Annotated in this window: 15 protein-coding genes and 1 pseudogene; 5 read left to right on the forward strand and 11 right to left on the reverse strand. The window is 63.5% G+C overall.

Annotation, left to right across the window (positions count from 1 at the left end):
• Nucleotide 1 precedes the first annotated feature (1 nt).
• The 4 genes and pseudogenes from moaD to QM694_RS07505 all read right to left on the reverse strand — a co-directional run bounded on the left by moaD (nucleotide 2) and on the right by QM694_RS07505 (nucleotide 3,131).
• Nucleotides 2-253 carry a molybdopterin converting factor subunit 1 gene (gene moaD / locus QM694_RS07490; RefSeq protein WP_415006321.1) on the reverse strand — a complete coding sequence of 84 codons (252 nt, stop codon included), beginning with the start codon at nucleotides 251-253 and terminating at the stop codon, nucleotides 2-4.
• Entirely contained in the window at nucleotides 253-849 is a 597-nt protein-coding gene (gene pgsA, locus QM694_RS07495; RefSeq protein ID WP_415006322.1) for a CDP-diacylglycerol--glycerol-3-phosphate 3-phosphatidyltransferase, read from the reverse strand. Before pgsA ends, moaD begins: the two co-directional genes overlap by 1 nt.
• Nucleotides 846-2,724 (reverse strand): annotated as a pseudogene (gene uvrC, locus QM694_RS07500) (excinuclease ABC subunit UvrC). Before uvrC ends, pgsA begins: the two are co-directional and overlap by 4 nt.
• A 41-nt stretch (nucleotides 2,725-2,765) precedes the next feature.
• A complete protein-coding gene (locus tag QM694_RS07505) occupies nucleotides 2,766-3,131 on the reverse strand; it encodes a hypothetical protein (RefSeq protein ID WP_415006323.1) in 366 nt (121 codons plus the stop codon).
• A 444-nt stretch (nucleotides 3,132-3,575) separates the two neighbouring features.
• Between QM694_RS07505 and QM694_RS07510 the strand changes: the two genes are divergently transcribed.
• Both QM694_RS07510 and QM694_RS07515 read left to right on the forward strand, forming a co-directional pair.
• Complete coding sequence (locus tag QM694_RS07510; RefSeq protein ID WP_415006324.1) at nucleotides 3,576-4,103, forward strand: hypothetical protein; 528 nt, start codon at nucleotides 3,576-3,578, stop codon at nucleotides 4,101-4,103.
• 308 nt (nucleotides 4,104-4,411) lie between these two features.
• A complete protein-coding gene (locus QM694_RS07515; RefSeq protein WP_415006325.1) occupies nucleotides 4,412-4,747 on the forward strand; it encodes a hypothetical protein in 336 nt (111 codons plus the stop codon).
• A gap of 5 nt (nucleotides 4,748-4,752) precedes the next feature.
• On the opposite strand, the gene QM694_RS07520 is transcribed toward QM694_RS07515, so the two are convergent.
• Nucleotides 4,753-5,283: a GNAT family N-acetyltransferase gene (locus QM694_RS07520; protein WP_415006326.1), complete on the reverse strand. Its 531-nt coding sequence runs from the start codon at nucleotides 5,281-5,283 to the stop codon at nucleotides 4,753-4,755.
• The gene (locus QM694_RS07525) at nucleotides 5,271-5,570 is read right to left on the reverse strand and encodes a DUF1778 domain-containing protein (RefSeq protein ID WP_415006327.1); all 300 of its coding nucleotides are present in this window, start codon (nucleotides 5,568-5,570) and stop codon (nucleotides 5,271-5,273) included. Before QM694_RS07525 ends, QM694_RS07520 begins: the two co-directional genes overlap by 13 nt.
• 262 nt (nucleotides 5,571-5,832) lie before the next feature.
• On the opposite strand from QM694_RS07525, the gene QM694_RS07530 reads away from it, so the two are divergent.
• The 3 genes from QM694_RS07530 (at nucleotide 5,833) to QM694_RS07540 (ending at nucleotide 8,644) form a co-directional block, all read left to right on the forward strand.
• Nucleotides 5,833-6,975, forward strand: coding sequence for an MFS transporter (locus QM694_RS07530; RefSeq protein ID WP_415006328.1), 1,143 nt, complete (start codon nucleotides 5,833-5,835; stop codon nucleotides 6,973-6,975).
• 13 nt (nucleotides 6,976-6,988) lie between these two features.
• Nucleotides 6,989-7,735, forward strand: a complete 747-nt coding sequence (locus QM694_RS07535) for an SDR family oxidoreductase (protein WP_415006329.1) — start codon at nucleotides 6,989-6,991, stop codon at nucleotides 7,733-7,735.
• Nucleotides 7,736-7,870: 135 nt separating this feature from the next.
• Nucleotides 7,871-8,644, forward strand: a complete 774-nt coding sequence (locus QM694_RS07540) for an SDR family NAD(P)-dependent oxidoreductase (RefSeq protein ID WP_415006330.1) — start codon at nucleotides 7,871-7,873, stop codon at nucleotides 8,642-8,644.
• 1 nt (nucleotide 8,645) lies between these two features.
• Here the strand turns inward: QM694_RS07540 and QM694_RS07545 are convergent, their stop codons facing one another.
• From QM694_RS07545 to QM694_RS07565, 5 genes are all read right to left on the reverse strand, one after another.
• Nucleotides 8,646-9,404, reverse strand: a complete 759-nt coding sequence (locus QM694_RS07545) for an NAD(P)-binding domain-containing protein (RefSeq protein WP_415006331.1) — start codon at nucleotides 9,402-9,404, stop codon at nucleotides 8,646-8,648.
• Nucleotides 9,401-11,155: a cobalamin-dependent protein gene (locus tag QM694_RS07550; RefSeq protein ID WP_415006332.1), complete on the reverse strand. Its 1,755-nt coding sequence runs from the start codon at nucleotides 11,153-11,155 to the stop codon at nucleotides 9,401-9,403. The genes QM694_RS07545 and QM694_RS07550 overlap by 4 nt, the downstream gene beginning before the upstream one ends.
• Nucleotides 11,156-11,354: 199 nt before the next feature.
• Nucleotides 11,355-11,951, reverse strand: coding sequence for a short chain dehydrogenase (locus QM694_RS07555; RefSeq protein WP_415006333.1), 597 nt, complete (start codon nucleotides 11,949-11,951; stop codon nucleotides 11,355-11,357).
• A complete protein-coding gene (locus QM694_RS07560) occupies nucleotides 11,951-12,550 on the reverse strand; it encodes a short chain dehydrogenase (protein ID WP_415006334.1) in 600 nt (199 codons plus the stop codon). The genes QM694_RS07555 and QM694_RS07560 overlap by 1 nt, the downstream gene beginning before the upstream one ends.
• A gap of 4 nt (nucleotides 12,551-12,554) precedes the next feature.
• Nucleotides 12,555-13,289: a DUF1013 domain-containing protein gene (locus QM694_RS07565; RefSeq protein WP_415006335.1), complete on the reverse strand. Its 735-nt coding sequence runs from the start codon at nucleotides 13,287-13,289 to the stop codon at nucleotides 12,555-12,557.
• Nucleotides 13,290-13,425 lie beyond the last annotated feature (136 nt).

A 13,425-nucleotide genomic window follows, 5' to 3' on the forward strand; every position in this document is an offset into this window, starting at 1 on the left:
GCTAGCCGCCCGTGACAGGGGGAAAGAAGGCCACCTCATCCGCCCCGCCCAGCGGCGCATCGAGGGAGACGTGCGACTTGTTCACCGCCGCCTTCAGCGTGCGGCGATCAGCGAAAGCGGCGGCGCAGCCGGGATCGCGGGCGGCAAGATAGTCGATGAGGGCGCTGACGGTCTTGACGCTTTCCGGCGGCTGAATGTCATCGGAACTCCGCCCGACGATTTGCCGGATGCGGGCGAAGTAAAGCACCTTCATCAATCCACCACATGCCGGAGTCCGGCGCGGAAATAATCATAGCCGGTGTAGAGCGTGAGGGCTGCGGCGATCCACAGCAGGAACAGGCCGAAGCCGGTGAAATGCGGCACAAGCTGCTCGCCTGCGGGGCCGGCGATGAGGAAGCCGATGGCCAGCAACTGCACGGTGGTCTTCCACTTGGCGATCTTGGTGACCGGCACCGACACCTGCAGTTCGCCCAGATATTCGCGGAGGCCCGACACCAGCACCTCGCGGGACAGGATGATGATGGCGGCCCAGATATGCCCGCCGTTCATGATGCCATCGGCCGACAGCACCAAAAGTACGACGGCCACCAGCACCTTGTCGGCAATGGGATCGAGCATGCGGCCAAGCGAGGACTGCTGCTGCCAGCGCCGGGCCAGATAGCCGTCGAAGAAATCGGTGATGGCCGCCACCACATAGATGATCAGCGCCGCCCAGCGCGCATTGGTGCCGCCATACATGATGAGGCCCGCCACCACGGGCACCGCCACGATGCGCCCGTAGGTGAGAAGATTGGGGACGTTCCAGACCTTTGAATAACCCGCCACTTTCGGCGCTCCTGCGATGCTCATTCTGCACCTTCGTGGAAATGATCGTATATGGCCTGCGCCATGGCCCGGCTCACGCCATCGACCGCCTGCAAATCAGTCACGCTTGCCCGCGACACCGATTTCGCCGATCCGAAGGCCATGAGCAAGGCCTTCTTGCGGGTGGGGCCGATGCCGGCAATCTCGTCCAGCGGGTTGACGCCGATGGCCTTCGACCGCCTGGCCCGGTGCGAGCCGATGGCGAAGCGGTGCGCTTCGTCACGCAGCCGCTGGATATAATAGAGCACCGGATCGCGCCCCTCCAGCATGAAGGAGGACTTGCCGGTCATGTAGAAATGCTCGCGCCCCGCGTCACGGTCCGGCCCCTTGGCAACGCCCGCCACGGGAAGATCGGACAGGCCCAGCTCATCCAGCACGGCCTTGGCGGCGGTGAGCTGGCCCTGGCCGCCGTCGATCAGCACCAGATCGGGCCAGGAGGAATCGGTTTCCTCATCCTCCGGCCGCTGCAACTCCTCCTTGAGGAGCCGCGAGAAGCGGCGCGTCAGCACCTCGCGCATCATGCCGAAATCATCCCCCGCAAGTTCTTCCGAGCGGATGTTGAACTTGCGGTATTGCGGCTTGATGAATCCGTCCGGCCCGGCGACGATCATGCCGCCCACCGGGTTTGTGCCCTGGATGTGCGAGTTGTCATAAACCTCGATGCGGCGCGGCGGTTCGGCGAGGCCGAACACCTTGGCCACCCCTTCCAGCAGTTTCGCCTGCGAGGAAGACTCCGCAAGCTTGCGGCCCAGGGCTTCCCGCGCATTGGTCTCCGCATGATCGACCAGCATCTTTTTCTCGCCCCGCTGCGGCACCGCCACCTCGATGCGATGGCCGGCCAGCGTGGAGAGCGCCTCTTCCAGAACCTCGCGGTCCTCGATTTCCTGCGAGAGAAGAACCAGCTTCGGCACCGGCTTGTCATCATAGAACTGGGCCAGGAAGGAGGCCGAGAATCTCAGCCTTTTCCAGCGATCTGTCGGCGCGCGGGAAATAGGCGCGGGTGCCCCAGTTCTGGCTGGAGCGGAAGAAGAATACCTGGATGCAGGTCTGCCCGCCCTCCTGCGCGATGGCGAACACGTCCGCCTCTTCCACCGTTTCGGGGTTGATGCCCTGCTGGGCGGTGACGAAGCTCATGGCCTGGATGCGGTCGCGGATGCGCGCCGCCTGCTCGAAGTCGAGCCGCTCCGACGCGTCTTCCATCTGCTTCGCGAGTTCGGCCTTCACCGTCTGGCTCTTGCCGTCGAGAAAGGCTTCCGCCTCAAGCGCCAGCTCTTCATAAGCCCCGGGCGCGATATAGCCCACGCAGGGCGCCGAGCAGCGCTTGATCTGGTAGAGCAGGCACGGCCTGGTGCGGTTCTCATAATAGCTGTCGGTGCAGGAGCGCAGCAGGAAGGCCTTCTGCAGCGTGTTGATGGCGCGGTTCACCGCGCCCGCCGATGCGAAAGGCCCGTAGTAATTGCCCTTCCGGCTGCGGCTGCCGCGATGCTTGGCAAGCTGGGCGATCGGGTGATCGCGGGCGATCAGGATATAGGGGAAGGACTTGTCGTCCCTGAGCGTGACGTTGAAGCGCGGCTTCAGCTTCTTGATGAGATTGGCTTCGAGCAGCAGGGCTTCCGCTTCCGTGGCGGTGGTCACGAATTCCATGGCCGAGGTGAGCTGGATCATCGTGGCGATGCGGTTGGTGTGGCCGCCAAGGCGCGTGTAGTTCGAGACGCGGTTCCGCAGATTGCGCGCCTTGCCGACATAGATCACATCGCCCTTCGCATCATACATGCGATAGACGCCGGGCTTCCCCGGAAGGCGCTTCACCGCATCCCGGATGACATCAGCGCCGGACAGGGGCTCGGTCGAGTCGGACATGGGAGATATTTAGGACGCCCGGCGGCGGAACGGGAGGGGGATCAGCGGTCTCGAAAATCGACGAATTCCAAAAACCACTCAAAGGGCTTGGTTGCAAGGCGTTCAGCGAATGTCCGCTCGTCGGGATAGGTGAACGCCGACGGAAAAAAGAGAGGCACGAAAATCCACAGCACCAAGCCGAAGGTCAGCCCTTTGGAAAGCGGTGACCGCGTTCTCCAGCAAAAAAATAGGCCTCCGCAAAACAGGAAAAACAATACTTGGCGCCAAAACTGCCACTGCCTGTCCATGACGAAAAGCAGGAATACCGCGATAAAAACTGTCAGGAACGTGGCGAGAGCATAGTGCGCCCGCCGGTTGCCATCGCTGGCAGGGGAAACGAGAAGCCTGAAGAACCGCTTCCAGTCCATTCCGTGTGTGGTTACGCCGTTTGGCATGTGGGCCTTTTAGATTACGGGAACACATCTGTCGAATGGTGGGCCAGGCGGGAAAAAGAAAATGCGGATTGAGCGCATGGTGAGGGTTTGGCGTCGGACGCGACAAGCCCTCATCTCCCCGCTGCTTTGCAGCGGGTCCCTTCTTCCCCCGCTTCGCAGGGGAAGACAGCGAAGCGGCCACCTCCGCTCCGTCATTCTGACGAAAGTCAGAATCCCGCTTCACCCGCCCGCAAGCGGGGCCCCGGCCTTTGCCGGGGTGACGTGTGAGGGATAACGCAAAGTCCTCTCACGCAGAGCGGGAAAGGAAGGGACCCGTCGCACAGCGATGGGAGGTGAGGGTGGGCGGAAAGCCCATGGCCGGGACGCGAAACTGGTCTAACCTCCGAGACATCAGATGAGACCGGAAGCAGGATTGAGATGACCGACTTCAATAAGCACTTTCATACCACACTCCGGCCTCTGGACCGGAACGGCAGGCTGCTCCAGCCACTCGATCTCGTGATCCTCGGCAGCATTCCCGAACATTATTGGAGCGATCCCGATTTCAGGGGCTTGCAGGATTATGGCGGCAAATACGGAATGGTCGTGTATTTCGACCGAAACACTCCCTTCGATTTCGGGCGCAAAGATCACCTTGGGTGGGTAAGTCCTGACGGGGCAAACGTCTGTGTACTGACAACCAAGATTGCCGATGATGCCGTTTACCCGCTGGAATTCTGGCTTCCTGCCAACACGCTTGCCAAAATCCCATACAACACCTTCATTGCAAATCTTTTCGCCGATTACCCATGGCTCATGGGCGATGAAGATGGGCCGGGCGATCATCCCTTCATCGTGCGCGGCATGGAACAATTCGAGCATATCGAGCGCATTCTGAACACGCCATATGAGGCACTCACTGCAGCGCATGAACGGGCCATGCGGGTTATGGACAACTGCACCTGAGCCACCGCGCGCGTGAGTTTCCACCACCCCTTTCCGTCTTTCTGGAACACGCCAGAATCCCGCTTCACCCGCCAGTAAGCGGGGCCCCGGCCTTCACCGGGGTGACGTGTGGGTGGTGCTTCTCCTCCCCTCACCTGTCATCCCGGCGGATGCCGGGAACCAGACTTTCAATAGCCGAAATACGGACAGTCTGGGCTCCGGCTTACCGTCGGAGTGACAGATAAAGTTTTGCCGGAAGCAGCGAACAAGATCATGACTGGCGAGTCTTGGCCGAGCTATATTTCATGCAAAGGAAGTGGGTTCATTCCATGAGCAGAAAAATCTCCGGCCGGAAATCTGCCGTCGCCGCCGTCTTGCTGGCAGGCCTGTCCGCGTTTCTTTACCTGGGCAACCGAATCATTCTTGTTGCCGAAAAGCAGATCGATGTGTTTGCGGATATTGAAGGCATGGAAAAAATCGCAACCCTGATTCCGGGCGACAAGGTTCCGGTTCTGGATTGCGTGGACACCAAGCCGCTCATTATCCCGCACATCGCTCTTCCCAATGGGCCCCAAGGCTATGTGATCCGTGGCGAATTCAAAATTGAACGGCATCGAAGCTGGGACATGAACACCGATGCACCGGTTTCATTCTCTTGCTCATAGCAACATCACCCAAACGCCGCGATCACCGTTTCCATGGGGAGGAATAGCATGCGGCTGTCTTGGGGGTATTCGATGAATTCCGCTGAGCGGAGATAGAAGCGTTTGGCGGCGTCATTCTTGGCGTGGACAAGCACCGCGCCGATGCCGATGCTTTGCGAGGCAATGGCGATGCGTCTGAGCGCATCCGACAGGAGGTCGGCGCCCAGGCCCTGCCCCGCATATTGGCGGTCAACCGCGAGGCGTCCGATCACCGAAACCGGAATCGTATCGGGCGCGTTTCGCCGGAGTTTGGACGGGGCCGCGCCGCGCTCGACGGCTCCGGCGGAAATGCAGAAAAATCCCACAACCCTATTGCCCGCGCACACCGGATAGCTGCGCGAGAAGCGGCTTTCGTTCTTGAGCGCCCGGTGGCGGAGCCAATCGTTCAGCGCCGGATCACCGCAATCGAAACCCGACACGTTATGACCGGCGGCAAGCGGAACGGGCGCCGAAAGGCCGCTGCCGGTGCGCTTCGGCCTCCTGCCTATTTCCGCCATGCCGGCACGCGGCGCAGCAGCGACTTGAGCTTCGGCCCCGGCGCGGGAGGATGATCGAGCGCCCGCAGGAAGGCATCGTAACGCTTCGGCTCCAGCACGAAGAGCTTCTGGTCGAGCAGCACATCTATGGCCTGCCGCCGGGCGCTTTCGACCATGAATTCCGTGCGCGTCTTCCCCAGCACCGCCGCCGCATCGTCGATGAGCTGGCGAGTGGCCGTTTCAATGCGGAGGTTGATGCTGCCTTTCGGATCGGCTGCCGGAGGGGGGGATGCGAGGGCTTTTGACATGCAGGGCATTGTGGAGGAGTGTATATACGATGTCAATACGAGAGATCTGGCTTGACGGTCCTCTCCCGCGCGACGGGAGAGGAAGGGACCCGTCGCGCAGCGATGGGGAGGTGAGGGCGGACGCCGGCAGCGAAGGGCCCTCATCTCCCCGCTGCTTTGCAGCGGGTCCCGTCTTCCCCCGCTTCGCAGGGGAAGACGAAAGGTGGCATTTCCCGGCCTGGCCCGCTATCACGCCTCCCGCAGCAACCAGCCGTGAGTCCCGATGCAGTCTTCTCCTTCCGCCGCGCGCCACGCGGTGTTTTTGGTTTTCCTTGTGCTTGGCCTGATCACCGGCGCGTGGGTGCCGCATATTCCGCTGGCCAAGGAGCGGCTGGATGTGGGGGCGGGCGTGTTCGGGCTGGCGCTGCTGTCGCTGGCCGCAGGGGCCGTGCTGTCGATGCCGCTGGCGGGGGTGTTGATCAACCGCTTCGGCTCGGCACGGCTGATGGCCTTTATCGGCGTGCTGCTCTGCGTGGCTTTTCTCGGCCCCATCCATGCGCCGGATTTCTGGGCCTTCGTGGCGGCGGGGCTGGTGTTCGGCGCGGCGATCGGCAGCCTCGACGTGGCGATGAATGCCCATGGCATCGCGGTGGAGAAGGCGGTGAAGCGGCCCGTCATGTCAAGTTTCCATGGGGCGTTCAGCTTAGGGGGCATGGCCGGCGCCTTCATCGGCGCCTATCTGCTGCGGGAAGCGGGCGAGATGGCGCAATCGCTGATCTTCGCGGTGGGCGGACTGCTGCTGCTCTCCGTCTCGCTGCCTTTCCTGCTGCCCGCCTCCGCCGACAAGGGATTGTCCGGCAGCCATTTCGCCTGGCCGACGCGCGCCACGCTGGGGCTGGGCCTGCTGGGCTTCCTGGCGCTGATGGTGGAAGGCTCGATCCTCGACTGGGGGGCGATCTTCATGCGCGCCAAATTCCTGATCGAGGCTTCGACCGCGGCCTTGGCCTTCGGCACCTATCAGGGCGGCATGGCGGTGGCGCGCTTCACGGGCGATTGGCTGCGGCAAAAATTCGGCGCGGTGCGGCTGGTGACGGTGAGCGCCGTGCTCGCGGCGGCGGGCACCACAGCGGCGCTGGTCGCCCCCTCGCCCACCCTCGCCATCCTGGCCTTCATCTTCGCAGGCCTGGGGATCGGCAATATCGCACCGGTGCTGTTTGCGGGAGGCGGCAGGCTGGAGCCATCGGCCCCCGGGCGCGGCATCGCGGCTGTCACGACGCTCGGCTATGCAGGCTTCATGGCCGGACCGCCGCTGATCGGCTTCACGGCGGAAATCGGCGGGCTGGGCGTGGGGTTGAGCCTCACCGTGATCGCCTGCCTGATCATCGCAGGCTTCGCGAGGACGGTTGACGCCGCCGACACCTTCTGAATACATCGCCTCCATGAGCTTCAGGGGCAAACGGGTGATGATCACCGGCGCGGGCCGGGGATTGGGGGCGGCCTTCGCGGCTGTGCTGGCAGGCGAAGGCGCGCATGTCATCATGGCGGCGCGCAACCCTGAAAACCTCAACGCCACCGCCGAGTCGATCAGGCTCCGCACCGGCGTGCGCCCCGAAACGCTGGTGCTGGATCTGGCCGACGTGAGCCAGGTGACGCTCACCGCCAAGAAGATGCGCGACGAGGGAACACCGCTCGACATCCTGATCAACAACGGCGCGCAATGGCTTTCGGGCGGCCTCAACGACAATGACGCACTGGCGATCGCCTCCACCATCACCAGCGGGGTGACGGGCACGCTGCTGTTCACGCGGGGGCTGCTGCCGCTGCTGGAAAAATCGGGTGCGGGCGACATTCTCAACATCGTGTCGATCACCGGGCTTCCCAACGCGCGGCTGGGCAATGCGGCGATTGCCTTCTCCGCCGCCAAGCATGCGCAGGCGGGGATCACCGATGGCCTCAGGCAGGAATTGCGCGGCAACCCGGTGCGGGTGATCGGCGTCTATCCGCCATGGCTTGATGATGTCTCGCCCTTCGACGATGTGGCGTGGCATGCCGGGCGCGATCAGGGATCGCGCACCACCAGTCGCGATGTAGTGGAAGCCTCGCTCTTCGCGCTCTCCCGCCCGCGCCATGTGACGCTGGCCTCGATCGTGATGGATTCCGATCAGGGCGGGATCTTCGCGGATTAGAGTATGACAGTTCACCACCTGTCATCCCGGCGAAAACCGGGACCCAGTGTTTCAACATAACACATGCAGAAAGTCTGGGCCCTGGACTTCGCCGGGGTGACAGGTAAATAAACTGATTTGAACAGGAGACGTCCGTTGAGACTTGCAAACCGCATCGCCATCGTGACCGGGGCCGCGCGCGGCATTGGCTTTTCCATCGCCACGCGCTTCGCTGCCGAAGGCGCAACCGTCGTCATGTCCGACATCGAGGACAAGGCGGGCGAGGCTTCGGCAAAATCCATCGGCGCGGCTTACATCCATTGCGACGTGGCGAAAGCTGCTGACGTGAATGCGCTCGTCTCAGCCGTGGTGAAGCAGCATGGGGCCGTGGACATTCTGATGAATAATGCCGGCATCGCGCTGCCCGGCGATTTCCTCGAGATGACGGAAGGCGATTTCGACCGTGTGCTGAACATCAACCTGAAAGGCTCCTTCCTCATGTCGCAAGCTTGCGCGCGCGAGATGGTGAAGCAGGCGAAGGCGGGGCGGAAACCGGGAGCCATCGTCAACATGTCGTCGGTGAACGACACGCTGGCCATCCCCTCGATCGTCTCCTACTGCGTGTCGAAAGGCGGCGTCTCGCAATTGACGCGCTCGACCTCGCTCTATCTGGCGCCCTTCGGCATCCGCGTGAACGCCATCGGCCCCGGCTCGATCATGACGGACATGCTGAAATCCGTGGTGGCCGACAAGCAGGCCTATGCCCGCACCATGTCGCGCACCCCGATTGGCCGTCCGGGAGAGCCCGAGGAAGTAGCCTCGATCGCCGCCTTTCTCGCCTCCGATGACGCGAGCTATGTGACGGGCGAGACGATCTATGTGGACGGCGGCCGCATGCCGCTGAACTACACCGTGCCGGTGAAGGAATAGCTCAGCGCGGGGCTTTGAGGGCGGCGAGGATTTTCTCCGCCGCTTTCGCCCAGGGCGCGAAGGCATTGTCCGCTTCGAGCGATTGCAGGCCCAAGAGCGAGAAGCTGCGCGGCGTGGCGAGGCTGTTCACGAGATCACTGACACTTTGTGAATTGCGCTCGCGCACCTCGGTGCCCGCCGCGCGCAGAGATTGCGAGGCCAGCAGGCGCGCGAGAGTGGGCGGCAGGCCTGCCGCCTCGCCCCATGACGCAAGCTCGCCCGCGATCGCATGCAGCGAGGTGAAGAGGCAGGCATAGACGGAAGCTGCTGCGAAATCCTCTTCGCGGGGAAGGATCACCAGAGGCCCGAGCGTTGCGAGCAGCTTCTCCGCACCTTCATCGCGGGGATAGATGCAGGTGGGGCTTTCGCCCCATTCGCCCGCGATGATCGGCATGGCCATGATGAGCTTCGCCGGGGCGACGAGCGGTGCAAGTTCCGCGAGGCCAACGCCGGCCACGAAGGAGATCACCGTCTGGCCGTCGCGCCATCTGAGTGCCCCCGCCACCGCCTTCGCATCATAAGGGCGGACGGCGAGGATCACCATATCGCAGGCGGCAACGATCTTCGCCGTGTTCTCTTCAACCGCGCAGCCGAACTGCGCGGCGAGGCGGGCCGATGTTTCGGCATTGCGCTTCGACAGGATGAAATGTTCGCCGCTTTTGACCAGCGCGGGCAAGCAATGGGCGATCAGATGGCCGGTGCCGATGACGCCGATGCTCATGCGCGCCGCTCAAGCTTCGCCAGTACAGGCACCGCCGCTTCGATGGAGGCGCAGACGATGGCGCCCTCGGCTTTCAGTTCCGCCGTGACATCGACGGGGAGCGAGGAGTTGGAATTTTCCGGCACCTGGTTGAGACGCCCGCCGATGAGGATGGGGAGAGGCTGGCCGCCATCCGCGAGGTGCATCTTCAGGGCACGGAAGAAATCGAGCGCGATGCCATTGTAGGTCGAGACCATCACGGCTTCCGCGCCTTGTGCCAGCGCGGCAGAGGCGAGATCATCGGCGTCGACGGAAATGCCGCCGTCCACGATGTCCGCCCCCATGTCCTTGAGCGCCTGTTCCAGCGCCAGCTTGCCGTGCTCATGCACATCGGTGGAGGCGACGATGATGCGCGGGCGGCGGCCCCTCAGCGTCTTCACCTGCTCCGCCCCGGCACGGGCCATGGCTTTCTTCGACACTTCGGCGAGTTCCGCCGTGAGCGAGGCGGCAACCTTGGGCCGCCGCCCGCGCGGGGCCGATATATCGGGCGCGCCCGCGCCGTAAAGCTGCTCCAACCGCTTCGGCCCCAGGCGGCGGAGCGTGAGCAGCATCTCGAAGGCGTTGTTCGTATCAATGCCCGCCGCCGTGAAGCCCGAGAGCAGATTGTCGCGGAACTGCTGCCCGCCCGCGATGATCTCATCGGCGATGGTGGACGCGCGCGTGGGATCGAGCAGCGCGGCATGGCCTTCGCCATGATGCACGAGGCGGCCCGCGAACAATTGCGCCGCGATCACCTCGTCAATATCCGGGATGCGGCTGTTCTCGGTGACCGGCACCGGATTGATGGCGTGGCCCGAGGGCGCGATGTGCTGGCCCTGAATGTCAGTCAGGAGATAGCTGGCGAGGCTGGCGTAGTTCTCGGCCTCCGTGCCCTGATATTGCACCGTGTTGCCATAGACCATGGTGCCGGGATTGCGCGACACGCGCGTGAGCGCCAGATGGAAGGCAAGCCTGGTGAGCGGATCGGAGAAGTGATGGCCCCAGCAATGCGAGAGCCTGCCGCCCAGAAGCCTCTCGATCACCTGCTGCTCGACCAGCACCATGCCGAGGACGCTCGAGAGATCGGTGAAGATCGCCGCGAAGCCGTCATCGAGGTTGGAATGGATCAATACCTCCCGCTCCTGCGCGGCGATGAGCGCCAGCGAGGTGAGCGTGGCGGCGGTGGAGGCGACGTCATCATCCCAATGGGGCAGGCGGAACATGAAGAACTGCCCGAGATTGCCGATCGACGTCGCGCCCGCGAGGAGCGCGGCTTCCGTGTTTTCCAGCGAGGCCGGGAACCCTAAGATGAAATCGCCGAAATGCGGAGCAACCGGCGCTTCCGATGCGAGTTCAGCAAAATCCTCCGTGCGCTGAAGAATGAGGCCGGTGCCTGCCGGGGCCTTGGACCTGAGATCGCGCGGCAGGCCCATCGTCCAGTCAAGGCAGATGCCATAGCGGTCGACGCGGGCGTTCTTCTGCTGGCAGTCGTTCCAGATTTCGAACCAGGCGCGGCGGGATTTGGCCAAGTCGCGGTAGCCGATCTGCGCATGCTGCATGATGCGGCGGGCAGATGCCGCCTCGCGCTTGTAGGCCGCTTCGCTGGGCATGGCGTAGTGAGACAGAAAGGCGCACCCGCCAACCCTGATGATCTTCGCCCGCGCCCGGCCTGTGGCGATCAGTTCCGCTGCATCGGGGAGTTTGGCTTCTGGGAGAATATCAGAGCGCTTCATCGGGGCAGCTTATGAGAGAGTTGGGAAAGTTGCAAAGCGCGCGGATGCCTTGCGTCTTCCCCCTGCGCGAGCGGGGGGAAGAAGGGGACCCATCGCGCAAGCTATGGGGGAGAAGAGGGGCACCCGGATATTGCCAGAACATCCGTTGGCCCCTCTCCTCCCCGTTGCTTCCTCTCCCCTCTGTCGAGGGGCGAGGACACTAACCCACCAGTATCGTCTCGCCGTTCACGGCACCTTCGACGGCTTTGACATAGGCGAGGCCGACGCGGTGGGCGGAGACGGGGACGTGGCCGGGGATCATCGGGCGGAGTTTTTCGGCGGATTCCTCAAGCAATGTCGGGCTCACCACATTGATGCGGATGCCGCGCGGCATGTCGAGCGCCGCGCCGCGCACAAAGCCCGAAAGTGCCGCATTGATGGTGGCGGCATTGCTGCCTTTCCGGATCGGATACCGGTCGAGGCTGCCGCTGGTGAGGGTGAAGGAGCCGCCCTCCGCCACATGGGCCAAACCTTTCAGCACAAGGTTCACCTGCCCCATGAGCTTGTTGGCAAGGCCCGCCGCGAAGGCCTCTTCCGTCATTTCGCTGATGGGTGCGAAGCGGGCGGAACCGGCGCAGCAGATGACCGCGTCAAGCTGGCCTGCCTGCTGATACAGCGCTTCAATCGAGGCGCTGTCGGAAATATCCACCCGCAGGTCACCGCTTTTCCGCCCCGCCGTGACGATCTCATGCGCGGCGAGCGCGGAGGCCGCCGCGCGGCCCACCGGCCCTTCCGCGCCAATGAGCAGGATGCGCATCAGCCGACGATGATGACCTGGCCGGTGAGTGCTCCTTCCACCGCCTTCGCATAGGCGAGGCCGACGCGGGCCGAGGAGACGGGCTCATGGCCGGGGAAAAAGCCTTCGTATTTCTTGGCCGATTCTTCGAGCAGGCCGGGGCTCACCACATTGATGCGGAGGCCGCGCGGCAATTCCACCGCCGCCGACTTGACGAAGCCATCGAGCGCGCCATTGACCGCCGCCGCATTGGCCCCCTGGCGGATGGGATCGCGGTTGAGCACGCCGGAGGTGAGCGTGATCGAGCCGCCGTCATTGAGGAAGGTCTGGCCGATCAGCGCCACATTGATCTGGCCCATCAGCTTGTCATCAAGGCCCTTGCGGAAATCCTTGGCCGTCATCGCGGCGACGGGGCCGAAATGCGTGTGGCCCACGGTGGTGACGATGGCATCGACCTTGCCCACCTGCGCGAACATGGCGCGGATCGACGCCTCGTCCATCACGTCGACGCGCACGTCGCCCGAGGAACGCCCGGCCTTGATGATTTCGTGGCGGGAGCCAAGCTCACCCATGGCAGCCTTGCCCACCGTGCCTTCAGCGCCAATCAGCAGGATGCGCATGGGGTTACTCCTGATCGTCGTCGCGCTTCAGCGTCTTCAGCTTGGCGAAGACCGAGTCGGCGTCATATTCCTTGTCATTGTCGCGCACATCCGACGCGGGCGCGGCCTGTTCGGCGGCGGCAGCGGCGGCCTGATAGGCGGCGGTGCCTGCGACTTCGGCGGCGGGGATGAGCGTGCGCGCCGGTTCCGCGTCAGGCGCCTGCGGCTTGCCGGCCTTGCGCGCTGCCTTCTGCACGGCGAAATCAAGATCAAGCTGCGAGCAGAGCCCGAGCGACACGGGATCGACCGGCTTGATGTTGGCGGCGTTCCAGTGCGTACGGTCGCGGATGGCGGCGATCGTCGACTTTGTGGTGCCGACCAGCTTCATGATGGCCGATTCGGGGAGTTCGGGATGATAGCGGAGCAGCCAGACGATGGCATCCGGCCGGTCGCCCCGGCGCGACACCGGCGTGTAGCGGGGGCCTGCCGTCGAACGCTGGACGGGAATGTTCACTTTCGATTCGAACACCTTGAGGCGGTAGTCCGGATCGGCCTCGCCTTTTTCGATTTCGCTGCGCGTGAGCTGGCCGCCGGTGACGGGATCAAGCCCCTTGATGCCCGCCGCCACGTCGCCATCGGCGATGCCCTTGATCTCCAGCTCATGCAGATTGCAGAAATCGGCGATCTGCTTGAACGACAGGGCGGTGTTCTCGACCAGCCACACGGCGGTGGCCTTGGGCATCAATGGTGCGCGGGACATGGTTTTTTCGCTCCTTGAGAACCGGCTCAGGCTCTCGGCTATCTCAACAAAATGTTGGGGATGGGGGCTATATAGAGGGGTCCGGAGCCAAGTGCAACGGGGTTGGGAATCGCCGGAATTGCCCAAGGTCAGTAAC

Origin of the sequence: Aestuariivirga sp., from assembly GCF_047602625.1 — a bacterium.
Taxonomy (GTDB): Bacteria; Pseudomonadota; Alphaproteobacteria; order Rhizobiales; family Aestuariivirgaceae; genus Aestuariivirga.

Bases quoted from the DNA above. Each gene is read 5' to 3' on its own strand.
- QM694_RS07565 (WP_415006335.1), bottom strand. From the start codon at position 13,289: ATGTCCCGCGCACCATTGATGCCCAAGGCCACCGCCGTGTGGCTGGTC.
- QM694_RS07545 (WP_415006331.1), bottom strand. From the start codon at position 9,404: ATGAGCATCGGCGTCATCGGCACCGGCCATCTGATCGCCCATTGCTTG.
- QM694_RS07505 (WP_415006323.1), bottom strand. From the start codon at position 3,131: ATGGACTGGAAGCGGTTCTTCAGGCTTCTCGTTTCCCCTGCCAGCGAT.
- moaD (WP_415006321.1), bottom strand. From the start codon at position 253: ATGAAGGTGCTTTACTTCGCCCGCATCCGGCAAATCGTCGGGCGGAGT.
- QM694_RS07520 (WP_415006326.1), bottom strand. From the start codon at position 5,283: ATGGCGGAAATAGGCAGGAGGCCGAAGCGCACCGGCAGCGGCCTTTCG.
- QM694_RS07510 (WP_415006324.1), top strand. From the start codon at position 3,576: ATGACCGACTTCAATAAGCACTTTCATACCACACTCCGGCCTCTGGAC.
- QM694_RS07530 (WP_415006328.1), top strand. From the start codon at position 5,833: ATGCAGTCTTCTCCTTCCGCCGCGCGCCACGCGGTGTTTTTGGTTTTC.
- pgsA (WP_415006322.1), bottom strand. From the start codon at position 849: ATGAGCATCGCAGGAGCGCCGAAAGTGGCGGGTTATTCAAAGGTCTGG.
- QM694_RS07525 (WP_415006327.1), bottom strand. From the start codon at position 5,570: ATGTCAAAAGCCCTCGCATCCCCCCCTCCGGCAGCCGATCCGAAAGGC.
- QM694_RS07555 (WP_415006333.1), bottom strand. From the start codon at position 11,951: ATGCGCATCCTGCTCATTGGCGCGGAAGGGCCGGTGGGCCGCGCGGCG.
- QM694_RS07515 (WP_415006325.1), top strand. From the start codon at position 4,412: ATGAGCAGAAAAATCTCCGGCCGGAAATCTGCCGTCGCCGCCGTCTTG.
- QM694_RS07535 (WP_415006329.1), top strand. From the start codon at position 6,989: ATGAGCTTCAGGGGCAAACGGGTGATGATCACCGGCGCGGGCCGGGGA.
- QM694_RS07550 (WP_415006332.1), bottom strand. From the start codon at position 11,155: ATGAAGCGCTCTGATATTCTCCCAGAAGCCAAACTCCCCGATGCAGCG.
- QM694_RS07560 (WP_415006334.1), bottom strand. From the start codon at position 12,550: ATGCGCATCCTGCTGATTGGCGCTGAAGGCACGGTGGGCAAGGCTGCC.